Source organism: Wandonia haliotis (assembly GCF_039523435.1).
Taxonomy (GTDB): domain Bacteria; phylum Bacteroidota; class Bacteroidia; order Flavobacteriales_D; family Crocinitomicaceae; genus Wandonia; species Wandonia haliotis.
The window spans coordinates 851,484-875,722 of the sequence record NZ_BAAAFH010000003.1; the positions used below are offsets into that span (position 1 = coordinate 851,484).

Here is a 24,239-nt window from a genome sequence, read left to right on the forward strand (position 1 = left end):
AAATTTATTTACTATATTTGTTGGACAGGAGAGCTCGTTAGGGCTCTCTTGTTTTTGTATAAAGTGAATTGATATGGCACAGATTAGTTATTATACTGAAGAGGGCTTACAGAAGCTTAAAGATGAGCTTCACCAAATGAAGACTGTCGAACGTCCGTCCATTTCGCAACAAATTGCGGAAGCTCGTGACAAGGGAGATTTGTCTGAGAATGCAGAGTATGATGCTGCAAAAGAGGCACAGGGACTTCTTGAAATGAAGATTGCAAAGCTGGAAGAGATTATAGCTAATGCTCGTGTAGTAGATGAGTCGCAATTGGATAATTCGAAAGCATTGATTCTATCCAAAGTGAAGATTAAACACACAGGCAATGGAATGGAGATGGAGTATACATTGGTTGCTGAAAATGAAGCGGATCTTAAGGCAAAGAAGATTTCGGTCGACTCTCCGATTGGTAAAGGTTTATTGGGGAAAAAAGTAGGTGACATTGCTGAAATACAAACTCCTGCAGGTGTTACTAAATTTGAAGTACTCGAAATATCAAGATAATGGCGAGCATTTTTTCAAAAATAGTGGAAGGTACAATCCCGTGTCATAAGATACATGAGAATGACAAATTCCTTGCTTTTCTGGATATTATGCCCTTGAAGGAGGGGCATACTTTGGTAATACCAAAGAGTGAAGTAGACTATATTTTTGATATCGAGGATACTATGCTCGGTGAAATGATGGTTTTTGCCAAAGAAGTGGCGGCTAAGCTGAAAGCTACTTTTCCGTGCAATCGGATTGGTGTTTCTGTCATAGGTCTTGAGGTACCGCATGCACATATTCATCTTATTCCTATCAATGCTATTGATGATATGAATTTCAGCCGTCCGAAATTAGAGTTAACACAGGAAAAGTTAGCAGAAATTGCTGATCGTGTAAAAGGAAATTAAATGAAGGTTCCGTTCACGGAACCTTTTTTATTTGCTACCGGTGAAAAAAAGAGTTGCGATAAATACGAGGTTCTTGTTAAAGGGGAAACTGGAAGGATTCGGTTGGTACACCTATGAGACGATCTCACGTCTTGTAAACAGGCATCCGGAGATCGAATTCTACTTTTTCTTTGATCGGCCTTTTGATACAAAATTTGTATTTGCTGATAATGTACATCCGGTTGTATTATATCCACCGGCAAGGCATCCGATTTTATTTCGAATCTGGTTTGATTTTTCAGTAACCCGAGCTTTGAAAAAGTATGCTATAGATCTATTCATTTCACCGGATGGGTATTTATCCCTGCGGACGAATGTTCCACAAGTTTCTGTTATTCATGATTTGAATTTTGAGCATTTTCCAAACGATTTACCAAAAAGCGCCTCAAGGTATTTACGTAAATTTTTCCCGAAGTTTGCAGAGAAGGCAGCACATATTCTGACTGTTTCTGAGTTTTCAAAAGAAGACATCCGGACGACCTATGGTATTGCTTCTGATAAAATCACGGTGGGTTATAATGGCGCATCAGCTATTTTTACTCCTGTAAGTAGTGAAGTGAAAGAGCGTGTAAAGCTAAAATATACGGCCTCTAATGAGTTTTTTCTGTTTGTTGGTGCATTGCATCCAAGAAAAAACCTGAAGCGCTTATTGAAGGCTTATGACGATTTTATAGAACAAACCGGTTCAGAGACACATTTGTTGATTGTTGGTGCAGCTTATTATTGGTCAGAGGAAATGAAAGCGGCACTTAATGCCATGCAAAATAAAGAAAAGGTTGTGTTCTCTGGTCACGTTGATATTCATGAGTTACGTGATATTTATGGTTCGGCGAGAGCATTGGCTTTTGTTTCGTATTTTGAAGGTTTCGGAATACCAATAGTCGAGGCAATGCAATGCAATTGCCCAGTACTGGTAGCAGAAAACACGGCGTGTCATGAAGTTGCGGGAGAGGCAGCTCTGCTATGTGACCCATTTTCTGAAACATCAATAACTGAATCATTAAAAAGGCTTGAGAATGACGAGAAGCTACGCGAACAATTGATTGCTTCCGGGAAGTCCCGTTGTCAGGAATTTAGCTGGGATACTACAGCACATAAGATGGAAGAAGTTATGATGAATTTGCTTACTCCACACTAAACTTTCCTCCTCTGTAAGCCTGATAAGTCATTCCCTGGTTACTGGCGATTTCGAATTCAACTTCTACTTTCTTTCCAATATATTTTTTCTTGTTTTGAAGAAGTTCGTTCGCAAAAGAATCACGATACTCTAACATCAAAGCTGTCGTTTTTTTTGGAGACTGTCGGTTAGACAGAAGTATAAAGGTAGAAGTACTGGTTTCGACAAGATCTAAAAAGTAGGTTTCATAATCTCCTTCTCTATTCAGAACATCCAGGGTGTTTTTAAAGGGGTGAGCTGTTACGGGAATCTCAGTGTAATCACTGTAGATTAACTCTTCTTCATACGGAGCAACTTTGGTCTGTGATTTTTTAGCCATTCCATTTTCATAAAATGTTATTGTTTCCCGCATTTGATAAGTCGAGTCCGGTAATAGTTCTTCCTTCACTTCTTTGGATACGACAAGTTGTTCGTTCATGAGGTAGTAGGAGCGTTTTCCATATGTTTTAGTTACATAATCAGAAAATTTTTCGTCCAATCTTGAAGGAGTTTCACCAACATAATAGAGAATAGCCTGTACTTCCTCTTGTTCATTTGAAAATTGTAAAGAGTATGCTGCTTTCTCCTCATTCTCTATTTCAGCATCGATCTCCGACACCCAAAGATTAAGGTCATAATCTTCTGTCGAAGTAGAACCGGACTCCTGGTTTTCTGGTGCTGTAGTGTCTTGCGAAGTTGCGTTATGGACAGCTCGCTTTTTGTCTTCACAGGAAAAAAATAGAAAGAACAGGATAAGAACAGGAATTAGTTTTTTCATGATCGTATGATGCTTACAAATTAGTACTCTTCTCGTTTTCAAAGATAGCCAAAAACTCGTTTTTAAGAAGATAATGCTTCAACTCAGGAAAAGTAACAAAAAAACGGGTACTGAAATCCAGTACCCGTTCTCATAGAAGAGAAATATCTTTTAATTAAAAATGATCGTCATTTCTACACGTCTGTTTCTTTGTCTTCCCTCAGGCGTATCGTTTGTATCGATAGGTTGTGTCTGACCGAAGTATAATACATTCATACGGTCGGACTCAATTCCCTGTTCAACAAGGAAATCCCGAACAGCTTCTGCACGCTTCTTAGAAAGAACAAGATTACTTTGTGCTTTACCTACATTGTCGGTATGTCCTGCAATTTGAAGTTTCCATTCTGATTTTTTCTTAAGAAGTCCTGCCAGTTCAATTAGAGATGGCTTAGATTCTTCAACAATAACTGATTTCCCTGTCAGGAATTCAAGATTATCAAATGCTGTTTTCAGAATTTCTTCTTCTTCTTTTTCAAGAACAGGACAGCCTTTGTTTTCAACAGGTCCGGCAGTATTCGGGCATTCATCTTCCAGATCGATTACTCCATCGCCATCTGTATCTTCATAAGGACATCCCTGGTTTCTTGCTGGTCCTGCAATGTAAGGGCACTTGTCATCTTTATCAAGAATTCCGTCACCATCTGTATCCGGCCATGGACATCCGTTATTCTCACGAGGTCCGGCTTCTGTCGGGCATTCATCCAGATAATCAAGGATTCCGTCCTCATCCGTATCCGGGCATCCGTCAAGTTCAGTCGGTCCGGCTACCTCAGGGCAAGCATCTTTGAAGTCAGGTATACCGTCACCATCCGTATCCGGACATCCGTTAAATTCAGCTAATCCGGCTTCTTCCGGACACTCATCCTCCTGATCCTGAATCCCATCACCGTCTGTGTCAGGGCATCCGTCAAATTGTTTTAAACCAGCCACTTCCGGACATTTATCATCCTTGTCGGGAATACTGTCATTATCTGTATCCGGGCATCCGTTGAAGATTTCAAGTCCGGGTTCTGTTGGACATTCGTCTTCCGTATCCTGAATTCCATCATTATCTGTGTCAGGGCACCCTCTGAAAGCCCATACTCCGGGTACTTCCGGACATTCGTCTTTTTTGTCTGAAACCTTGTCGGCATCCGCATCTTTAGGTCGTCCGTAAAGGATTGGAACACGAAGCCCCATATAAAATTCTGTTCCACGTACCTTTCCGGTGGCCAACAGTGAATTCCAATCCGTAAATCCAATAGTTATAGGTCCGAGTCGGGCTCCTAACCCGGCTTTAAATCCTGAATACTTGTTGTATGAAAGTGGTACCGAAAGACCAAACCATTTATAATCATAACTTGGGTTTAACACAAACTGATGTGGAACAATCACTTTGTGTGGGTTCTTTTTACTGGTCAGACTAAAAATTCCTGTAAAATTCACATAAAAATCATTCCAGATATGATAATCAATCTGTATACTGGCTGAAGTAGGTAGGTTCATAAAGAAAGTACCGGGGTCGCTTTCATCTACATCAAAATTATTGACAATTACTGAATCAAATTCTTCAAGAGATGATACTCCATTGAAAATAGTAAGATCGTATAATTTGTTAGTTTCGTCTACAGTGAAATCCCTAGAATATCCTCCTTTTTCAAATTTCATTCCTCCGATGTCGAGTACAGAAGCTCCTACACGGATTTTATACTTCTCTTTATCTCTTCGCCACAGGTTGGTTTCCCCGTCCATATCATATTTATACTCTTCCCAGTCGGGACGCCACTCATACACAACCCCCAGATCAAGTCCGATTCCCAATTTAGAATTGGATTTGAACATATCACCCAGTAGAGAGGAGCTTCCTCCCGTGTTATTCGAATTGTCGTTTCCAAGATACTGATCAAAGTTCTTTGAATAGCCATAGTCAAAACGTCCCTGAAGTGTATACGATGTATCAGCGTTGTACAATTCGTAACGGAAAGCATCCGTGTGCATGTATCCGGCTGCAATTCCCTGAAGAAATTTGATACGTCCACCAACTTTTATGAAATGCTCTTCTTTGTCATAAGCTACCTGAGCATAGTTGATTCCATACTCATTCCAAGCCATAGTATTCAGCGTAAGGAAATTATCTTCCAGTTCAATATGCCATAAATCCTCGTCTTCTAATCCCGTTTCCGCAAGACGAAGTAACTCTGGTGAAACATTGGTTAAACTTACGTTTACTCTGTTTTTAAAACTAAATCCGATTGCAATTTTCGGATTAATATGAAACATAAAGTTGAGGATATCAATTTGATTGGAAAAGATCATTCCACGAGGTTTTCCTCCCGGATTTGAGAGAGAGAAAAAATTTCGCTCATAAAAAGTGGAATCAGGAAGCATCCAGTCGTTATACGGATTTGAACCTCCTTCAACGACTCCGCCGGAGTTAGAAGCCGTAGCTTCATCTGCTTTAAATGATTTAGCCCACCATTTTGGCATATTACCTGTGTCAAAGTATTTTGCATTTTGCCAGACACTAGTGTTTACACTAAACAGGTTAATATCTACAACAAAGCGGTTGTCTACAATAGATGCTGGTTGTAAGTCCGCATTCATAATACCGCCGTAATTACTGCTGTGAACTCCCAGATAACTTTGTGCAGTAAGGGTAGAGGTCGCAAATGCCGTCACCAGCAAAGCGAATAGTAGTAATCTTTTTTTCATAGTTTATTTTTATAAAGCGTACATAAGTAGTTGTCCATCAACAAATGTAATCACTTTATCCTTGCCAGTCAATTTAAGAAATTGTGAAGCCTTGATCCTGACAGGGGCACTATGAGAAGCGTGGTAAGGAGAATAGAGTATCATTTCATTTTTCACGCCGTCCAGCACAATAATCTGGTCACTGTTATTGCCAAAATATCTTACTACTGCTAAATCAGGTTTGTAGACATCCGTTTGAATGGTGATGAAACGCGAGAAAGTAGCTGTAGATGCTGTCAGAGTGTCTCCCTGAATAAATAAGAAGAGGGGATCTGTATTACCTGAATATTGTGTTCGGAAGAATTTGCCATTAATTTTTGCGGATCCGATTGGCTTATCTTCAAACAGTCTTCGATACTCCGTCGTGTTGGATTTGGAGATCAGGTAGTGTACTTTCCCGTTTATTTTGGCAGACCAATTCACCTTTCCTTCCAGTTCAATTGTGCGCCAATTATTCTTTTTGGAGTTATAGATGTGAAAAACAGAATCGGTGAATAATCCAAAACATAAATCACCTTCGTGATTAAATGCGTGGAGTTGTCCTTCTGTGATCTGACGGGATTGAGGAATGTTATTGGTTTCTTTACTGCCATCTTTGAGCGAAATCCGGTACAGTCTGTTTTCGGAAATCAACCCAATAGAAGGAACATTTTTCCAGATATAAGGAGCGATTGTACTGGCTATAGCTCCTTTGAATGCAATTGCTTTTTTGTCGTAGGGCGGCGAATCAGACATCCAGAACAACTGGTCGAATTGTTCTACAAGGAATCCGTTTTCCATGGGGTGTATTGTTTTTATGTTCCCTTTCATTTGAGACCAGGTGGCAACTTTTCCATTTCTGTCTACAATCGAAACTGTTTTTTTATCCGGGTTGTATACGCATACGGAGGAAGCATTCTGAAAGAAGCGACTGTTTTTGTTCTCCAAAGTGAAATTCCAGATTATTTTTCCTGTTGAAGAAGTGACGGATGAGTTGTCAGAAGTATTTCCACCATTTTGAGTCAGTCGTGTTGAAGCAATATGGAGTTGCGCAGTTTCTGTTTTATAAACACCATGTCCAAAATCACCGCTCATATCCGGAATCTCAAACGGCATGATTTTCTCTGAAACATGATACCAGCGATAGTGCACTTTTTCAGCTCCCATACGACGGATTTGCTCAAATTGTGAGGTAGAAGTAAAAACAGTACCCATTTGATATAGCAGTCGTATTTGTTCGAGTGCATCTTTACTCTTACTGAGTACGAGCACATTTTCCAATGCGGTTGCATAAGGAGTTGTAAATTCTCCAATAGTATGGTCTAATCGGATAATAGAAGAGTTCAGAGCACCTTTGTCCTTAACATACTCCTGAATGACTTCCTGCGGAACGTAGTTACCGGGGATGTCCAGATAGATGATTGTATTTCCGGAAAACTCGGTAAATACTACACCGCGGTCAATAAAACTCAGAAGCTTTTCATCATTCCATTTGTCATTATTTTTTGCTAAAAAGGATTTTTCAATGAACAAAAATTGTCCGGTTTTTTCAGGAAGAACGCCATACAAATCTAAATCAGATACCGGGGCTGCCAGTTTTTGATCTTTGCGGTTTTCGATGATAAATTCTTTGTTGTAGCCGTTATGACAATAATAATCTGAAGCTTTGTCTTTGGTGATGATGGAATAATTGGACTGTCTGTCTCTGTTCAATAATAGATGAGAGAAAAGACTATCCTGGGTAGGTACTGCATTTAATTCCTTTGCATTCGTAAGCAGGACAAAACCATTTGTCCGGAAAAGTTTCCAGTTTTCGGTCTCTAATAATTTGTTCAGAGAAAAATCAGTTGTGGTTAATCCAAGATTAGTTAAAAAAGAGTGGATAGAGTCTTCTCTACTATTCGCTTGTTCTTCCAGAACGATTCGTATAGTATTATCCGGAAAATGCTGTACAGCAACAGATTTCCAAAGTAAGGATGTCTGTGTTTTTATCTGTTTCAGGAGAGAAACCGAATTAACCGTAATTTCTGTTTCGGGAAGACAGGCGTCTGTTCTGTTGATAAATACAACGGGTTGTTCCGGTGAAAAAAAGGTGGATATAGAAACTGTTTGTTGCTGTTTTTCTATCAGAAAAAAAGAATAAGCGATCCAGAAGAGTGTTCCGGTGACAAAAAGAGTAAACAACAATCTAGTTTTCATAATCTACAGAGATGTACTTTAACATTCAAAGTTAAAACTTTCAGGAGTTAATGCTTCCTCGTGTAAAAAGAGCTATAAACAATCTGTATTTGAAAACAGAAAGAAAAAGAGGTGTTGCGGACGTTTACAAATCAAGAAGTAGCTGCTCGTCTCCCAACAGGTTAAAGGTCTCCCGATGAAATCGTGAAGTTCCGAATTGCTTAATGGCTTTCCGATGTATTTTAGTGGGGTATCCCTTATTTTTATCCCAGCCATATTGCGGAAATTCTTCGTGGATGGAACTCATATAATCATCCCGGTAAGTTTTTGCCAGTATGGATGCTGCTGCAATGGATAAGAACTTTCCGTCCCCTTTGATAATACATTCATGCCGATATCCGTCAAGAGGTGTAAACCGGTTTCCGTCAATAAGCAATAATTCGGGTTTAATTGCCAGGGATACAATAGCTCTGTGCATAGCTTCAAAACTAGCATTCAGGATATTAATTTCCTCGATCTCACGATTGTCGACAAAAGCAACGGCCCATGCGAGAGCTTCTTTTTCTATAATGGGACGCAACGCATTACGCTTCTTATCCGTAAGCTGTTTTGAATCATTGAGAAGTTCATTTTGAAAAGTGGGAGGTAATATCACGGCAGCAGCGACTACCGGACCAGCCAGACAGCCTCTTCCAGCTTCATCACAACCGGCTTCAATCTTTCCTTCTTCAAAATAAGATGCAAGCATTTTTTTCACGAAAAGTAAGTAATATTTGTAAGCTTTGGCGCGATTTTTGGTGATTTTGTAGTATATTTAATCACGGATTAAACGAATTGTCATGAAAAAGATATTGGTAGGTTTGATATTCATCGTAGGTAGTATTTCTATGACAATGGCGCAGGAAAAGCACCAGGTAAGAGTGGATATGGACAGAAAGATGGTGAAGGAGCAGGTGGAGTCCGGAAATCTGGAATTCTTTTTCAATAAAGATATAGATGCAGGTGAGGTGCGAAGAAACGCACAATACTACATCAGTTACTTTGATGTGGTCTATTATCCCGAAACCGGCAAGGCTGAAATCCGTTTCAAAGATAAATCCAGAATGTCAGTAAAGGTGGTAGAACGATTTTTAACGTCTAATCACATTTCAGAAGTATTATTGGGGAAGGAGATACTTCGTTCAACTGATTTTGTCAACTGGCTAATCAATTAATCGGGTTCATTCTAACGTATTCTATTCCTTCATTTGGCTTTCATTTCAGCTCGGTATAATGTATCTTTGCCGATATTTTTGTAACGAATTACAAACAGATGAAAAGCTGGTATAGCAAAGATTTTAAAGTAGGTGTGCTCGGTGGAGGACAGCTGGGGCGTATGTTGATGCAGGAAGCTGTTAACTATGACATTAAATTGTGTATGATGGACAAAGATCCGTCTGCACCTTGTTCGCGATTTTCACATGAGTTTACGAATAATGATATTCTGGATTATGAAGCCGTTCTCGAATTTGGTAAAGACAAAGATGTTATTACCGTAGAGATTGAAAATGTAAACATAGAGGCGTACGAAGAGCTTGAAAGACAAGGGAAAAAAGTATTCCCTCAGCCATCCGTGTTGAAAACGGTACGTGATAAAGGGGTACAGAAAAACTTTTTCAAAGAGAATAATCTTCCGACACCTCCTTACTATTTGGTAGAGAATAAAGCTGAGATCAGCAAATATGAACAGGAGTTTCCTTTCATGCAGAAAATGCGTGTAGGAGGGTATGACGGGAGAGGTGTCCAGGCACTTAAAACACTTTCTGATTTGGATAAAGCGTTTGATGCGCCTTCTGTGTTGGAAAAATTTGTTGATTTTGAGAAGGAGATCTCAGTGATTGTTGCGAGAAATGAAAACGGTGAAATCTCTCATTTTCCTGTTGTTGAATGTCAGTTTAATCCGGAAGTGAATCTGGTAGAGTTCCTTTTTTCTCCGGCGCAGATTAGCGAAGCGATTGAGGAAGATGCGATTTCAATTGCCCGACGAACAATTGAAGCACTTGGAATGGTTGGTTTATTAGCTGTAGAGATGTTCGTAACAAAGGACGGAAGAGTACTGATTAATGAGATTGCTCCCCGACCTCATAATAGTGGACACCACACAATAGAGTGTAATGTTACATCTCAGTATGAACAGCATTTGCGAGCTATTTTGAATTTACCTTTGGGAAGTACCAAAATGTTGCGTCCCGGAGTAATGGTGAATCTGCTTGGAGAACCCGGTTACGAAGGAAACGTGAAATATGAAGGGTTAGAAGATGCGATGAAAATTCCAGGTGTTAAGGCTCATATTTATGGTAAGGCTCAAACAAAACCTTATCGAAAAATGGGACATGTAACCGCAACGGCACCGCTGCTTCAGGAAGCCGTAGATAAAGCAAGAAAAGTACAGGAAATAGTTAAAGTAAAAGCTTAATAATATGAGTAAGGCGATTGAAGTTGGAATAATCATGGGAAGTAAGTCAGATCTTCCGGTAATGAAAGACGCAGCTGAGATTCTTGATCAATTTGGAATCGGTTACGAGATTAATATTGTGTCTGCACACCGGACACCCGAGTTAATGTTTGATTATGCAAAGAATGCGCACTCAAGAGGAATTAAAGTAATTGTTGCAGGAGCGGGAGGAGCAGCACATCTTCCGGGGATGACAGCATCACTTACACCACTACCTGTAATTGGAGTTCCGGTTAAGTCGAGTAACTCTATTGATGGATGGGACTCTATTTTATCTATTCTTCAGATGCCAAATGGAATTCCGGTAGCAACTGTTGCTTTAAATGCAGCTAAAAACGCAGGGATTTTGGCAGCTAAGATTATAGGAGCATCCAATCCGGATGTGTTGAATACTTTGTCGGGTTATATGGAAGAACTCAAAGAAAAAGTATTGGATTCAGCAAAAGACCTGAAATAAAAAACGACCAATAGTTTTTGTGGAAGAGCGCATTTTTTTATGCGCTCTTTCTGGTTAATACAATACGTATTTTTTTCTTATTTCTTTGAATTGGCGAAGATCTTCCTGCCATTCGGAACGAATCTGCTCTTCACTCCATCCTTGTTCAATGCGCTGACGTAAGGTTTTGTTGCCGGCTAAGAGATCGAAAAAATTGTTCTTGAGAAAGAAGGCACTCCCTTTTCCTGTTTCACGGTAGAAATCAATGACAGGTTGTAAGGTGAGGTGTCGTGGGGCTATCGAATCACTAAAGTCAATCCCGCGACAAAGTTGACCATTCAGAACTGGAGATTTTGATCCATAGCCGGGAGAAGGAGTGAAAGTGTATTTTCCTTTGTCGTAATCTGGGTGTCCGATGATTTCAAAAGGTTTTTCTGTGCCTCTTCCCACACTAACAATTGTTCCTTCAAAAAAACAGAGACTGGGATACCAGGCAATCGCATTATCGGTACGAAGATTCGGACTTGGGGATACCGGAAGAGAGTAAGGAGCAGAGTGATCGTAATTCCGTATGCGGATTACGGTAAGTTCGCAAGGAGTTGAGATCCATTTCTCGCCATTAATCATTTGACCGTATTCTCCGATTGTCATTCCATAAACGACAGGTACAGGGTGCATCCCGATGAACGATTTTTGTGCTTCTTCCCTTACAGGACCATCGATATAATCGGCATTGGGATTAGGTCGGTCCAGAAGAATAACCGGAATGCTATTTTCAGCGCAGGCTTCCATTACGTAATGTAGGGTGGAAATATACGTATAGAAACGTACGCCTACATCCTGCAAGTCAAATACCATAACGTCTAATCCCTGCAACTGATCATTTGTCGGCTTTTTATTCTTCCCATAAAGCGAAACAAGTGGTAATCCGGTTTTTGTGTCAATTCCTGATTGTACAGATTCTCCTGCATCTGCATCGCCCCGGAAGCCATGTTCAGGAGAAAAAACACGCAGAACAGAAACACCACGACTGATCAAACTATCTACAAGATGTGTTTTTCCCAGCGTACTGGTTTGGTTGCCGGTAATACCGACTTTTTTACCTTCCAAAAGAGGAAGATACTCTGTCATTTGAAAAGCACCGGGAAGTATAGGTGCTGTTTGTTGGGCTGCCGGACCATATCCCTGATGTTTTCGCGCCGGATTAGTCTGAGCCGTACAGGATTGAACGAAAATCAGAAAAAATAGGGTCGGGGCACAAACGTTTATGTATTTTCGTAAAAATCTTTGTCGGAAATTGAATACAGCATACTTCATAGCTCGCAAAATTAGCATAGGAGAACGAGAAAATACAAAAGTTTCGCGTCCTGTGGTGAAAATTTCTGTTTTAAGTATCGTTTTGAGCATGGTTGTCATGATTTTAACATTATCAATTGTGACAGGATTTAAGAACGAAGTCAGAGATAAAGTGATTGGCTACGGAGCTCATGTTCAGATCATGAAATCCGGAGGTTCTTCCATTATTGATTCGGATGCGTTGGTACTGGACTCGGCAATGCTTCATGAAATAAAAACTATCAAATATGTAGCCAAAGTTTTTCCGGTGGGATATAAACCCGGGATTTTTCAATCTGATCCTGATTCTGTATTTTATACATTGAAGGAAGGACGGGATACGTTTGAAATCCAACAGGAAATAAAAGGAGTTTTATTTAAAGGGGTTGATGCAACCTATGACCTGAGTTTTTTTAATGAAAATTTGATTGCGGGACGATTGCCTGACTTCGGAAGTGATAAGCAAAACGAAATACTGATTTCGAAACGGGTAGCAGAACAGTTGCGTTTCGAATTGGACGAAGAGGTTGGTGCATTTTTTGTCCAGAATAAACCAATAAAGCGAAACTTTCGGGTTGTAGGAATCTTTGAAACGGGGTTAGAGGATTTTGATAAAGATATTGTGATAGCTGATTTAAGAAGTGTACAGATAAACAGTGGATGGGGAATACAGGCATCCATTCGTCTGGCAGATACGCTTTTTCAGGATCGGTTACTTTTTGAAGCGGAAGCAATTGGTGGGAACGGACAATATAAATACGATTGGGGTAGAGGTTTTGGAGTTTCTTCAAAGATTGCGATTGCTCCATTACATGATACAACGATACGGGTTATTGTCAGTGATTATTTCTATTCACCTTATGAGGAGGAGGAAGAGGCGACTATTGCTGATACGGCCTATATTCATATTCGAATTGAAGGAGATATTCTTTCCGGTCCTGTTGCTATGGAAGATGACAGAATCAAAAGAACATTCCTGGACGAGGAAGGGTTCCGGTTTTCTATTCGCGTTGGAACAGGGGAGTATTTGTTTGAGCAGGAAGATGGAAAGGGGAGCTCTAAATTTTACATCAGTGGATATGAAGTCTTGGCAGATAATTGGGAGGATCTGGAGAAACTGGACGAAGAGGTGAAGAGTGATCTTTTTCTGATGAGTATGGAAAAGGGAACGGCTGTTGAAATTCGAACCATTAAAGAAATCTACAGGGATATTTTTGCCTGGCTTTCTTTTCTGGATATCAATTTTGTAATCATCGTAATCATGATGATAGTTATTTCGGTGATTACAATGGGAGCAGCTTTATTGGTATTGATTCTGGAAAAAACAGCCGCTATTGGTTTGTTAAAAGCAGTAGGTGCCGGAAACTGGTTGATTCGAAAAGTGTTTTTGTATCAGGCCGGATATCTGATTATTCGGGGAATGTTGTGGGGGAATGGAATCGGTGTGGCTTTGGCTCTTATGCAGCAGTATTTTCAAATCATTCCACTTGATCCTGAAGTGTATTATTTGAATGCCGTTCCGATAGAATTCAATGTCTTCCATTTGCTGTTATTAAATGTCGGAACCATAGTGGTGTGTGTATTCGCTCTGATAATCCCTTCTTACTTTATCACTAAAATTACTCCTGTTAAAGCATTGAAGTTTTCTTAAGAATGGTGTTTTGTTATCGGTTGAATTGCTTCCAAAAGAAAACAAAAAAGTCGTTACGTACACTGACATAACGACTTATCGATACAAATTTTTAGTGTATTTAAACTGCTTCTACAGTAAATACATAGCTCTCCATAATCTGGTTTGCTAAAAGTTTTTTACAAGCTTCCTCCACCTTTGTTTCAGCTTCGGATTGATTATCAGCTTCAACGAACAACCGGACGTGTCTTCCGATACGAACACCTGTTATCTCAGGTAAACCAATATTTTTCATACTGTTAGAAACAGCTTTCCCTTGTGGATCCAACAACGCCTCCAGTGGCATTACGTCTATCTCAGCCTTGAATTTCATGTTTTCTCTTTTTTTCAAAAAAATTGTCTGTTATTGACAAAATGAGGTACAAAAATAATATAATTGGAATAGCTCTGAAAGATAAAAGCACAAATAAAACAATTGACACGAGGATTAGTACATAGCGAAACTCATTTCCCTTCCATGAAAAATGCTTGAATTTAAGTGCTATCAAAGGTATCTCAGAAACCAGAAGCAGCGAAAATAAAACAATAAATGAAATCAGAACGGTTGGTTTAATCAGTAATTCAGCGATAATAACTTTCCACCCGGTTTCTCCCCACGCATCCCACAGGAATAAGGGGATTGCCATGAAGAATAAAGTGTTTGCCGGAGTAGGAAGTCCCAGAAAACGATCACTTTGACGCGTGTCCAGATTGAATTTTGCTAACCTGAATAACGAGAAAAAAGGGATCAACAAAGCAATGAATGGAAGATAAAGAGTAGTGCCTGAAAAGTGAAAAGGAGCTGACGCAATTGGATTTCCGGTAAGATCAGCAAAATAGAATGAGATAATAGTATGAACAGACATCCCGAAACTATCGTACAGATAGGGAGAAGAGATCGTACTTTCAGGTAGGGATGTAATTTCAACCCCACCATTAATAATCAATAGAATAAAGCAAAGTACTCCGGGGACGACACCAAAAGTAACCATGTCAGCCAACGAGTCGAGTTGTTTCCCTAACTCTCCGCTGATTCCCATTTTTCGGGCTAAAAAACCATCCAGAAAATCGAATAACAAAGCCGCTGTTATAAAAACGGGAGCCATGTCAATTCTTCCCATCATGGAAAATAAGATCGCAAGGATTCCACAAATGAGATTGGAGGCGGTTAATATATTGGGGAGTGAGAACATAATTTTTTTGCGAAAATTAGGAAAAAATAACAGAGATAACGAACCAATCCATTAAATTTACGTCTGTATTTTCGGTGATTAGCTTGATTTTAAGGGTGAAACACAATTATTTATCAAAAATCAAGTTAATTGGAGTGAATAAAGAATTGTATAATGCAGAAATACCTAAGGTTTACCATCATTGGTGTCATACTTTTATTTTCAAAGCTTGGCTTCTCTCAAAGTGACTTAGCGCCTAAATACTCAAATGAATTCCTCCAGATTGGTGTTGGGGCAAGAGCTTTAGGTTTGTCTAATTCTGTAGTGGCAGGGGTTGATGATGTTACTTCGGCTTACTGGAACCCTGCCGGGCTTACAGGTGTGAAAACATGGCTTCAGGGAGCCTTGATGCACTCTGAATATTTCGCAGGAATAGCCAAATACGATTATCTTGGGCTTGCTTATCCGATTGATGAAAAAAGTACGTTGGCATTTACAGCTATTCGTTTCGGTGTAGATGATATTCCGAATACGACCCAATTGATAGATAATCAAGGAAATATAGACTATGATCGGATTACAACATTTACGGCTGCTGATTATGCATTTATGTTGTCCTATGCGAGAAAACTGGCTCCTGCCGGTTTGAGTTTGGGAGGAACTTTTAAAGTGATCTACAGAAAAGTAGGAGATTTTGCTCATTCCTGGGGATTCGGATTGGATGCAGGATTAAAATATGAGCATAAAAAGAACTGGAAATTTGGAATCGTAGCAAGAGATATAACCTCAACGTTTAATGCCTGGGTATTTACGTTGGATGATGTTACAAAAGAGGTTTTTCAGGCGACAGGTAACGAGTTGCCTGAAAATGGCTTGGAGCTGACATTACCGCGATTGATTTTTGCTGCTCAGGGAAAACTGGATTTTGGAAAAGGATTTTACGGATTATCTGAGATCGACGTTGATATGACAACAGACGGAAGGCGTAATGTTCTCCTTCCAACAAACGTAGTGAGTTTTGATCCGCATATTGGTGTAGAGATCGGATTTAAAGACATTGTAGCCGTACGTTGTGGATTTGGTAATTTCCAGTATGTTACCAACTTTGATGAAAGCCGGCAATTAACTTTTCAACCCAATATCGGTTTAGGAGTTCATTTTAAAGGAGTACACGTGGATTATGCTTTTACAGATATAGGTGATGCATCTGTAGCTTTGTATTCTCACGTAATTTCCCTTAAATTAGACTTGAAAAAACCTAAAGGCAAAAAGAAAGCCGAAGACACTTAAATCGTTAGCCTATGCGAGTAATTTTACTACTTGTCGCAATTTTATCAATGATTCCATCATTTGCCCAGGTGTTTGGTAATGAATGGATTGATTATAGTCAAAGATACTACGCATTTAAGATCTGGGAAGACGGAGTATACCGGATTTATCAGGAAGATCTTGTTAATTCAGGAGTCCCAATAGAAACAGTACCGGTCAACAGAATTCAGATTTTCGGAAAAGAGAAAGAGCTTCCTGTATATGTACAGGATAACGGAAACGGCGTATTTGAAGCAGGAGAGTATATCGAGTTTTACGCTGAAAAAAACACAGGGTGGATTGATTCGATTTTATACCAAAACCCGGATGCTAGTGCTAATCCGGCTTATAGCCTTTATAATGATACGTTACATTACTTTTTGTCCTGGACAACCAATACTTTAGGGAAAAGATATGTTCAGGAAACAGATGTAAATTATTCAACCTGGCCGGTAAGTCCTTATGTTTGGGGCAAATCCATTGTCAGTCCGAACAACTTTTATCTGGATGGACGAAAGGAAGCGGGTTCAAGTTCTTCTTTTTTTGTAGATGGAGAAGGATGGGGAAACGGGCATGCTAACGGTGTCCCAAATGGAGCTTCACAAAATTTTTCCATGCCTATTCCCGGATACTACACAGGTTCCGGAGCTCCATCATCCATAGTTCATGCTAAAGTTACATCCAATTCTAATGCCGCTGCCAGTGGAGTAAATAATCATCATTTGCGCTTGTCCTTTAATGGAAGTCTTATGGTGGATACGCTGTTTAATGGGTATAAACAGATCAGAAGTACAAAGAGCTTCAGTTCTTCATTGCTTACAGGTCCCAACGCTGTTATTAATATGTCGATTGTTAATGATTTGGGGGCGGCGACCGATTATCAGGCGTTTACGTATGGACAAATCGAATACCCGAGAAATTTGTCTGTTGATGGACGTTTTCTGAAATTTAGGCTGGAGCAAGGGACAACAGCAAAGTCCCGTTTAGAGCTACTTAATTTTGTCGGGACAAACCCGGTAGGGTATGTTTGGGGAGGAACCGTTCCACGAAGAATTCCTATTGTTGGTTCAGGCACACGATATGCAGTCGTTCCAAATTCAGTGAACGGTATTCAACACATGATTGTAGTCACTGAAGAAGCAATTCGTTCCGTTTCAGGTGGTTTTCAGGCAGTAAACGGGAATGGCTTTTTTACAAATTATATGACGCAGAACTACGAAAGTTCTGTTTTAATGATCTATCCGTCCCGGTTAGCTCAATCAGCAACCCAGTATCGGGATTATCGCCAGAGTTCAACCGGAGGTAACTACAATGTCGTTTTTGTTAATGCGGATGAATTGTACCTGCAATTTGGAGGAGGAGTTGAAAAACATGTGTTGGGAGTACGACGATTCGCTCACCTGGCTTATAACTTGTCGTCTGCAAAGCCTCTGGCTTTGTTTCTTATAGGAAAAGGTATTCGCGAAGCCAATGAAGGTTCTGGATCAATTGCCGGAGCAAGAAAAAGCATTACCTCATTTAGAGATAATTTGATTCCGTCGTTTGGTTATCCGTCTTCTGATATCTGTATTACCGCAGGTTTGGAAGGAACACACTGGGAACCTTTGATTCCTACCGGACGTATTGCTGCTAATTCCAATGAAGAAGTACTGGTGTATCTTTCTAAAGTACAGGAGAGTGTATTAGAACAAGATCCGTTTAGTATTTACAACTCTGCCTCCAAGGACTGGCAGAAACACGTACTTCATTTTGGTGGAGGTTCTTCACCGGGTGAAATCAGTACGATACGCAGTTATCTGGAAAATATGAAAGTACATCCGGAACGGGAAAAATTTGGCGGCTATGTACATACCTATATTAAAGAGAGTTCAGACCCGTTTGATCCGGTATTATTGAATGAGGTGAAAGAAAGAATAGACGAAGGCGTTTCAGTGATGACGTTTTTTTCACATGCTGCACCCGGAGGGTTTGAAATAAATATTGACGAACCGGATAGCTGGAATAATTCCGGACGTTATCCTTTGGTAATCGGTAATGCCTGCTATACAGGAGATATCTTTTTGCCGAATGCCCCCTCTGCTTCCGAAAAATTTGTACTTATACCAGAGAAAGGAGCAATAGCATTTTTATCTACGGTAAAGTTGGGTTTTGCTTCTTATCTCCATACCTATTCGAATGAATTTTACAGACAGTTTGCAAAGAACTCGTACGGTTCCGGTCTAGGTGAGCAAATTCGGTCAACAGTGATGCAGGTACAGAATACCATCGGTAATTTCATTATGGAAACTACCTGTACACAGATGACGCTGCATGGTGATCCTTTGGTGAAAGTTAATCCGCACAATAATCCTGAAATTGAAATAACAGAACAAAGCATTTCTTTTTCACCCACTGAACTTGATTTAAGTGTAGATGAGTTTGAACTGAAACTGGTGGTTAAAAATTTGGGGCAATCGATCATTGATTCCATAAATGTTGAAGTGCGGAGACAATTCCCGGGGCAATCGGTAGACTCATTATACAGAGAAGTGATTCCTCGTTTGGATTATATAGACACGGTTGTTTTTACAATGCCGTTGCAGCCAAATGTTGCGGTAGGACTGAACCAGTTTGAAGTTTCAGTAGATATTCCATCTTATATACCGGAACAATATGATGAGGTCGACAATAACCGGATTGTTCGGACATTTTTTATAGATGTGGATGGAATAGTTCCTGTTTTACCCTACGATTTTGCTGTGGTACCACGCGATAGCGTTGTGATCAAGGCTTCAACAGTAAATCCTGTTGCTGAATTTAATACCTATCGTTTTGAGATTGATACAACAGATCTTTTTAACTCTCCATTCCGCAAGTATGCACTAGTTTCAGGAGAAGGGGGGGTGAAAGAAGTACTTCCTTCAGAATGGAGAAGTAGTAATTCAGGAAGTGTCTCTCCTTTAGTGTGTGCCGATAGTATGGTGTATTTCTGGCGTGTAGCACTTGAGGGATCTGATCCGGATTGGAGAGAGAACTCATTTCAGTATATCCATGATAAAGAAGGATGGGGGCAGGATCATTTCTTCCAGTTCAAGAAAAATACCTTTACTTTTTTGGATTATGACAGGTCAATTCGTCAAAAAGATTTTGAAACGTACAGTGGTACTGTAAAGTGTGACGTCTGGGATAATGCAAGTAATGTAACGACATTCTCTGAGACACAATGGTTCATCAATAATACGATGATCGACTATGATATGTGTGGTACATCTCCTTCGTTACATGTTGCCGTTTTAGATCCCATTACACTGGAACCATGGTACTCCCGGGGAATCCAAAACGGGCAGGAAGTCAATTCTGATAAGAACTTCAATAATGCAAATGATCTTAGCAACTCACCGCCATGTCGGGAGCGTCCGGAAGGATATTTCGTTTTCAGACAAAATTCCCTGCAGCAACTTCAGGCGTTTGAGAATATGATAATGAATGAAGTTCCGGATAGTGCATATGTATTGATCTATTCAACCATTCGAGCGGACTACACCTCATGGGATGCACTGTATCCACAAGTCTACAATGTGTTTCAGGCACTAGGGTCTGACTCTGTGTATCAGGGAAGAGATAATCGGGCATTTATCTTCTTTGGAAAAAAGGGAACAGATGTATATAATAAAGAGGTTGTGGCACAAGCTGCCGGAGAATTAATTTCATTGAGTGCTCCGGTTTTTGGAGTGGATTACTTTGGTCAGGAAAGATCGTTATTGATAGGTCCGGCCGCTTCGTGGGAAGCAGTATACTGGAAACAGGACCCATTGGAAGTTCCGCTAGGTGATACAACAAGACTCTTGATTTCAGGGTTGGATATATATGGGAACGTACAGTCTGTTATAGACACCATGTTTACACGGAATGATTCAATTATCAATCTGTATAACCTTATGGATGCATCTATAATGCCTTATTTACGTCTGGAAGCACGTTATGAAGATAAATCTTTCCTCACGCCCGCTCAGATCGATCGTTGGCATGTGTTGTATGAGCAGCTTCCGGAAGCTGCTATTGACGGAACAAATGGTTTCTATTGGTCTGCGAGTTCGGATACAGTCCCGGAGGGAACATCACTTTCGTTTGCAGTTGATGTTAGAAATATCAGTGAGCGACACATGGATTCTTTATTGGTAAAATATTGGGTGCAAAATCAGAATCAGGAGATTGTTCCGATAACTTATCCCCGACAGGATTCGTTGAGAATAGGAGAGGTTTTGAGGGATACCATTACGTTTGAGACGTATGGAATGTCCGGACTGAACTCACTCTGGATGGAAGTCAACCCGTATGTTATGGGAAGTACTGTTGTAACGGATCAGCCTGAACAGTTCCACTTTAACAACATTTTGCAAATCCCTTTCTTTGTGTCAAAAGATAATATTAACCCGCTACTGGATGTTACCTTTGATGGAGTACATATTTTGAATGGAGATATCGTAAGTCCGAAAAGTGAAATTGTAATTTCACTAAAGGATGAGAATCCTTTCCTTTTAATGAGTCAGGATGCAGATACTTCTCTGTTTGCAGTTTACCTGAGACATCCGGACGGTGTCCAAAAGAGAATCCCTTTTATTGACGGAGATGGGAGACAAGTGATGGATTGGATTCCGGCTTCTGATAGTTATAATAAGTTTAAGATTATTTACCACGGAGAATTTCCGGTTGATGGAGAATATATGTTGTTGGTGCAAGGTACCGACCTTTCCGGTAATTTATCCGGAGATCTTGAATATAGAATCGGTTTTGAGATTATTCATGAATCTACGATTACGTATCTGATGAACTATCCCAATCCGTTTAGTACAAGTACAAAGTTCGTATTTACGTTAACAGGAGACAGAGTTCCGGATCATATGATTATTCAAATTATGACTGTGACCGGGAAGGTTGTTCGTGAAATCACTATGAATGAATTGGGACCAGTACGTATAGGTCGGAATATTACAGAATATGCCTGGGATGGAAGAGACGAATTCGGAGATCTTTTGGCGAATGGAGTGTATTTGTACCGGGTGTTGACCGATTTGGATGGGGATAAGATAAAGCATAGAGATTCAGGAGCTGATCAATTCTTTAAGAAAGAATTCGGAAAAATGTATTTGCTTCGTTAACATTTGGAATGGGAATTCAATGTTTGTTAATGGCTTCTTTTTATTTTAATAGTTGTTTATCAGTCTTTTAGTTTTTTTTAAATTATCCCTGTTTAACAAAATTTAGGTTAAAATCAGATTTGGAAGTGCAATAATCGGTTTTAATATAAGCTGCTTTTTCATGAGAAATTAGCTAACTTTGAGGGAGATTATAATTTACAAATCCGGTTTCCCTAATTCATGAAACAAATAACTTTTTTTCTGTTTTTATTTGCTAGCGTTGTAGCGTATGGTCAAAACAATGTTTCCTGGTCGTATGAATATGATCAGGAGGCAAAAGAGGTGAAAATTCACGCTGATATTGAAGAGGGTTGGCACTTGTACTCCCAGGTATTAAAAAATGATATTGGACCGATTCCTACCACGTTTGAGTTTGAGAAAAATCAACATGCAACAGTTGTTGGTAAAGTTCAACAACCGAAAGCGGTAGAAGCGTATGACGCAAATTTTGGTGCCAATCTTGATTATTTTGAAGGAGCTGTGACTTTTACTCAGAAGGTAAAAGTGAAAAAGGATACCGTTCTTTCCGGATCGGTATATTACATGGTATGCGATGACCAGAGTTGTTTGCCTCCAACAGAAGTGAAATTTGAAATTACGGTCAAAAAATAGAAATTGAATTATGACATACACTAAAATGATAACATCTTTTTTTGCTGTACTATTCAGTGTAATGGCTTTCGGTCAACCTGGAGACAGTTGGAAGAATTATGTTACGTGGAGTTTTTCTGTAGATTACCACGATAATTGTGAAGCAACGTTGAACGCTACTGCAAAATTGGCTGAACATTGGCATATCTTTTCGATAACACACGATCCGGATAAAGCAGATTTTATCGGAATGCCGACTACACTGACATTTTCAAAAAATGCGTCTTATGATTTGGTTGGAAAGGTAAAGGAGTCTAAGAAACCTATTGTATTTAAAGATGATTTTGGAGAACAGATTTACCATGAAAAGCAAGTTACTTTTTCGCAACGAATTAAGTTAAAGACAGACGGAGAGTTTGACGTTAAAATGGAGTACGAATTCCAGATTTGTGACGAGAATGGCTGTCTATTTCCTCCGGCACCGGATCATACGTTTAAAATTAGGGCAAATACCAACTGTGGAGCTGTTAAACCTGCCGGAACTAAAGAACAAACAGGTGATAATTCTTCACAAACAGAAGAAAATTCTACATCTGATAAAACAGCTTCTTCAGACGAATCGGTTGTTACTGCACCATCGGATAGTGTAGCAAAAACAGCGAAGAAAGAGAGTAAGGCCTTTGTTCCGATTGATAATTCAAAAGATGCGAGTAGCGAGAAAGAAGTGAATTTATGGTTGATTTTCCTGGGCGGTTTTGGTGCTGGATTAGCAGCTTTGTTTACACCCTGTGTTTTCCCAATGATTCCTATGACAGTAACCTTTTTTACCAAGCAGTCCGGATCGCGGGCGAAAGGAATAGGAAATGCAGTCATCTACGGATTGTCAATTATCGTTATTTATGTTTCCATCGGATTGCTGATTAATCTTCTTACAGATAATGCTTCTGTTGTGTATGAGGTCTCTACGAGTGCTACGCTGAATCTGATATTCTTTGCTATTTTCATCATTTTTGCCTTTTCTTTTTTGGGTGCTTTCGAAATCCAACTTCCAACTTCATGGATTAATAAAACCGATGCCCAGGCAGATAGAGGAGGACTTATTGGGATATTCTTTATGGCGATAACCCTCGTTCTGGTTTCTTTCTCTTGTACAGGACCAATTGTGGGGACAGCACTTGTAGAAGCAATCGCTTCCGGCTCTGTGATTGCCCCCGCGGTCATTATGGGCGGTTTTGCAACTGCGTTGGCTCTTCCATTTACTTTGTTTGCCATATTCCCAAGTTGGTTAAAAAATCTTCCGCAGTCGGGAGGTTGGTTGAATAGTGTTAAGGTGGTTTTGGGACTTCTTGAAATTGCATTGGCGATGAAGTTCCTGAGTATGGTTGATCTCGCTTATCATTGGGATATTCTTACACGCGAAATCTTTGTGGCAGTTTGGGTTGTTGTTTTTGCAATCATTGGGATTTATCTGTTGGGTAAGATTCAGTTCTCGCACGATTCGCCGGTTGAGAAACTTACGGTAACGCGTTTTATGTTTGCCTTAACAGCTTTGGTTTTTGCTGTTTATTTATTACCGGGTATGTGGGGAGCACCTTTGTCAATGATTGACGGAGTTGCACCACCACGAACACATTCAGAAGATAATTTCCGTTTTGTGAAAGGAAATCCGGAGTTTGAGGTAACTGATTTGTTTACGGAATACCGCTCATATATGCACGAAGTAGGAGATGGTTCTATCCTTGTATTTCATGATCTTGAAAAAGCGCAGGAATATGCGGCAAAGGTAGATAAGCCGGTTCTGTTAGACTTTACAGGACATTCATGTGCCAATTGCCGCAAGACGGAATCAACGGTTTGGACTAATGATAAAATTCGCCCGATACTTCAAAACGAAGTAGTAATTGCTTCGCTGTATTGTGATGACAGAGAAAAGTTACCGGAAGACGAGCAAGTATATTCAGAAAACCTGGGTGGAAAAATGAAGACAGTGGGGAACAAATGGTCAGATTTCCAGATTGGTAAATATGGACAAATCTCGCAGCCGTTATATGTAATGACGCACTGGGACGGAAGTGACCTTTCTGAACCATTGGGGTATGAGCCTAATATTGGGAATTACCTTTCTTTCCTTCGCAAAGGAATTGAAAACTACAAGAAGTACCAAAGTACTATGGAGTAGATAGAATTTGATTCTAAATAAGAAGCGGGAGATTTTTAATCTC

Annotated in this window: 18 protein-coding genes and 2 pseudogenes; 11 read left to right on the plus strand and 9 right to left on the minus strand. The window is 39.9% G+C overall.

Annotated elements, in window-relative coordinates; genetic code table 11:
• Positions 1-73: 73 nt before the first annotated feature.
• From greA to ABDZ97_RS04405, 3 genes are read left to right on the plus strand one after another with little or no spacing between them, the layout of a single operon-like run.
• Complete coding sequence (gene greA, locus ABDZ97_RS04395) at positions 74-547, plus strand: transcription elongation factor GreA (RefSeq protein WP_343785346.1); 474 nt, start codon at positions 74-76, stop codon at positions 545-547.
• The gene (locus ABDZ97_RS04400; RefSeq protein WP_343785347.1) at positions 547-936 is read left to right on the plus strand and encodes an HIT family protein; all 390 of its coding nucleotides are present in this window, start codon (positions 547-549) and stop codon (positions 934-936) included. Before greA ends, ABDZ97_RS04400 begins: the two co-directional genes overlap by 1 nt.
• 40 nt (positions 937-976) lie before the next feature.
• Entirely contained in the window at positions 977-2,113 is a 1,137-nt protein-coding gene (locus tag ABDZ97_RS04405) for a glycosyltransferase family 4 protein (RefSeq protein WP_343785348.1), read from the plus strand.
• Here the strand turns inward: ABDZ97_RS04405 and ABDZ97_RS04410 are convergent.
• The 6 genes and pseudogenes from ABDZ97_RS04410 to ABDZ97_RS04425 all read right to left on the minus strand — a co-directional run bounded on the left by ABDZ97_RS04410 (position 2,100) and on the right by ABDZ97_RS04425 (position 8,583).
• Entirely contained in the window at positions 2,100-2,909 is an 810-nt protein-coding gene (locus tag ABDZ97_RS04410; protein WP_343785349.1) for a hypothetical protein, read from the minus strand. The two genes, ABDZ97_RS04405 and ABDZ97_RS04410, sit on opposite strands and share 14 nt — an antisense overlap.
• Positions 2,910-3,059: 150 nt before the next feature.
• Complete coding sequence (locus ABDZ97_RS17645) at positions 3,060-3,404, minus strand: OmpA family protein (protein WP_425542647.1); 345 nt, start codon at positions 3,402-3,404, stop codon at positions 3,060-3,062.
• A gap of 24 nt (positions 3,405-3,428) precedes the next feature.
• Positions 3,429-4,016, minus strand: a pseudogene (locus ABDZ97_RS17650) (thrombospondin type 3 repeat-containing protein); the annotation flags it as partial.
• 189 nt (positions 4,017-4,205) lie between these two features.
• Positions 4,206-5,639, minus strand: a pseudogene (locus tag ABDZ97_RS17655) (DUF5723 family protein); the annotation flags it as partial.
• Positions 5,640-5,648: 9 nt separating this feature from the next.
• On the minus strand, positions 5,649-7,856 hold the full coding sequence (locus tag ABDZ97_RS04420) for a hypothetical protein (RefSeq protein ID WP_343785351.1): 2,208 nt from the start codon (positions 7,854-7,856) through the stop codon (positions 5,649-5,651).
• Positions 7,857-7,980: 124 nt separating this feature from the next.
• Positions 7,981-8,583: a ribonuclease HII gene (locus ABDZ97_RS04425; RefSeq protein ID WP_343785352.1), complete on the minus strand. Its 603-nt coding sequence runs from the start codon at positions 8,581-8,583 to the stop codon at positions 7,981-7,983.
• 91 nt (positions 8,584-8,674) lie between these two features.
• Here ABDZ97_RS04425 and ABDZ97_RS04430 point away from each other — a divergent pair, with 91 nt between their 5' ends.
• The 3 genes from ABDZ97_RS04430 (at position 8,675) to purE (ending at position 10,786) form a co-directional block, all read left to right on the plus strand.
• Positions 8,675-9,049: a hypothetical protein gene (locus ABDZ97_RS04430; protein ID WP_343785353.1), complete on the plus strand. Its 375-nt coding sequence runs from the start codon at positions 8,675-8,677 to the stop codon at positions 9,047-9,049.
• A 98-nt stretch (positions 9,050-9,147) separates the two neighbouring features.
• On the plus strand, positions 9,148-10,290 hold the full coding sequence (locus ABDZ97_RS04435) for a 5-(carboxyamino)imidazole ribonucleotide synthase (protein ID WP_343785354.1): 1,143 nt from the start codon (positions 9,148-9,150) through the stop codon (positions 10,288-10,290).
• A 4-nt stretch (positions 10,291-10,294) separates the two neighbouring features.
• Positions 10,295-10,786 carry a 5-(carboxyamino)imidazole ribonucleotide mutase gene (gene purE / locus ABDZ97_RS04440; protein ID WP_343785355.1) on the plus strand — a complete coding sequence of 164 codons (492 nt, stop codon included), beginning with the start codon at positions 10,295-10,297 and terminating at the stop codon, positions 10,784-10,786.
• 54 nt (positions 10,787-10,840) lie between these two features.
• Here the strand turns inward: purE and ABDZ97_RS04445 are convergent, their stop codons facing one another.
• Entirely contained in the window at positions 10,841-12,082 is a 1,242-nt protein-coding gene (locus tag ABDZ97_RS04445; RefSeq protein ID WP_343785356.1) for an exo-beta-N-acetylmuramidase NamZ family protein, read from the minus strand.
• Between the two features lie 118 nt (positions 12,083-12,200).
• On the opposite strand from ABDZ97_RS04445, the gene ABDZ97_RS04450 reads away from it, so the two are divergent.
• Positions 12,201-13,751, plus strand: a complete 1,551-nt coding sequence (locus ABDZ97_RS04450) for an ABC transporter permease (protein ID WP_425542645.1) — start codon at positions 12,201-12,203, stop codon at positions 13,749-13,751.
• Positions 13,752-13,851: 100 nt separating this feature from the next.
• On the opposite strand, the gene purS is transcribed toward ABDZ97_RS04450, so the two are convergent.
• Positions 13,852-14,103 carry a phosphoribosylformylglycinamidine synthase subunit PurS gene (gene purS, locus ABDZ97_RS04455; protein ID WP_343785358.1) on the minus strand — a complete coding sequence of 84 codons (252 nt, stop codon included), beginning with the start codon at positions 14,101-14,103 and terminating at the stop codon, positions 13,852-13,854.
• Entirely contained in the window at positions 14,087-14,962 is an 876-nt protein-coding gene (locus tag ABDZ97_RS04460) for a CDP-alcohol phosphatidyltransferase family protein (RefSeq protein WP_343785359.1), read from the minus strand. Before ABDZ97_RS04460 ends, purS begins: the two co-directional genes overlap by 17 nt.
• A 153-nt stretch (positions 14,963-15,115) precedes the next feature.
• Between ABDZ97_RS04460 and ABDZ97_RS04465 the strand changes: the two genes are divergently transcribed.
• The 4 genes from ABDZ97_RS04465 to ABDZ97_RS04480 all read left to right on the plus strand — a co-directional run bounded on the left by ABDZ97_RS04465 (position 15,116) and on the right by ABDZ97_RS04480 (position 24,196).
• On the plus strand, positions 15,116-16,231 hold the full coding sequence (locus ABDZ97_RS04465; RefSeq protein WP_343785360.1) for a putative type IX sorting system protein PorV2: 1,116 nt from the start codon (positions 15,116-15,118) through the stop codon (positions 16,229-16,231).
• 11 nt (positions 16,232-16,242) lie between these two features.
• Positions 16,243-21,387, plus strand: a complete 5,145-nt coding sequence (porU2, locus tag ABDZ97_RS04470) for a putative type IX secretion system sortase PorU2 (RefSeq protein ID WP_343785361.1) — start codon at positions 16,243-16,245, stop codon at positions 21,385-21,387.
• A gap of 219 nt (positions 21,388-21,606) precedes the next feature.
• Entirely contained in the window at positions 21,607-22,038 is a 432-nt protein-coding gene (locus tag ABDZ97_RS04475; protein ID WP_343785362.1) for a protein-disulfide reductase DsbD N-terminal domain-containing protein, read from the plus strand.
• Positions 22,039-22,048: 10 nt separating this feature from the next.
• Positions 22,049-24,196, plus strand: coding sequence for a protein-disulfide reductase DsbD family protein (locus ABDZ97_RS04480; RefSeq protein ID WP_343785363.1), 2,148 nt, complete (start codon positions 22,049-22,051; stop codon positions 24,194-24,196).
• The last annotated feature ends 43 nt before the right edge of the window (positions 24,197-24,239 follow it).

Excerpts from the sequence above, each read along its gene's own strand:
- ABDZ97_RS04400 (WP_343785347.1), top strand. The coding sequence starts at position 547 with ATGGCGAGCATTTTTTCAAAAATAGTGGAAGGTACAATCCCGTGTCAT.
- ABDZ97_RS04425 (WP_343785352.1), bottom strand. The coding sequence starts at position 8,583 with ATGCTTGCATCTTATTTTGAAGAAGGAAAGATTGAAGCCGGTTGTGAT.
- ABDZ97_RS04475 (WP_343785362.1), top strand. The coding sequence starts at position 21,607 with ATGAAACAAATAACTTTTTTTCTGTTTTTATTTGCTAGCGTTGTAGCG.
- ABDZ97_RS04480 (WP_343785363.1), top strand. The coding sequence starts at position 22,049 with ATGACATACACTAAAATGATAACATCTTTTTTTGCTGTACTATTCAGT.
- purS (WP_343785358.1), bottom strand. The coding sequence starts at position 14,103 with ATGAAATTCAAGGCTGAGATAGACGTAATGCCACTGGAGGCGTTGTTG.
- ABDZ97_RS04435 (WP_343785354.1), top strand. The coding sequence starts at position 9,148 with ATGAAAAGCTGGTATAGCAAAGATTTTAAAGTAGGTGTGCTCGGTGGA.
- ABDZ97_RS04420 (WP_343785351.1), bottom strand. The coding sequence starts at position 7,856 with ATGAAAACTAGATTGTTGTTTACTCTTTTTGTCACCGGAACACTCTTC.
- ABDZ97_RS04460 (WP_343785359.1), bottom strand. The coding sequence starts at position 14,962 with ATGTTCTCACTCCCCAATATATTAACCGCCTCCAATCTCATTTGTGGA.
- ABDZ97_RS04410 (WP_343785349.1), bottom strand. The coding sequence starts at position 2,909 with ATGAAAAAACTAATTCCTGTTCTTATCCTGTTCTTTCTATTTTTTTCC.
- purE (WP_343785355.1), top strand. The coding sequence starts at position 10,295 with ATGAGTAAGGCGATTGAAGTTGGAATAATCATGGGAAGTAAGTCAGAT.
- porU2 (WP_343785361.1), top strand. The coding sequence starts at position 16,243 with ATGCGAGTAATTTTACTACTTGTCGCAATTTTATCAATGATTCCATCA.
- greA (WP_343785346.1), top strand. The coding sequence starts at position 74 with ATGGCACAGATTAGTTATTATACTGAAGAGGGCTTACAGAAGCTTAAA.
- ABDZ97_RS04465 (WP_343785360.1), top strand. The coding sequence starts at position 15,116 with ATGCAGAAATACCTAAGGTTTACCATCATTGGTGTCATACTTTTATTT.
- ABDZ97_RS04445 (WP_343785356.1), bottom strand. The coding sequence starts at position 12,082 with ATGAAGTATGCTGTATTCAATTTCCGACAAAGATTTTTACGAAAATAC.
- ABDZ97_RS04430 (WP_343785353.1), top strand. The coding sequence starts at position 8,675 with ATGAAAAAGATATTGGTAGGTTTGATATTCATCGTAGGTAGTATTTCT.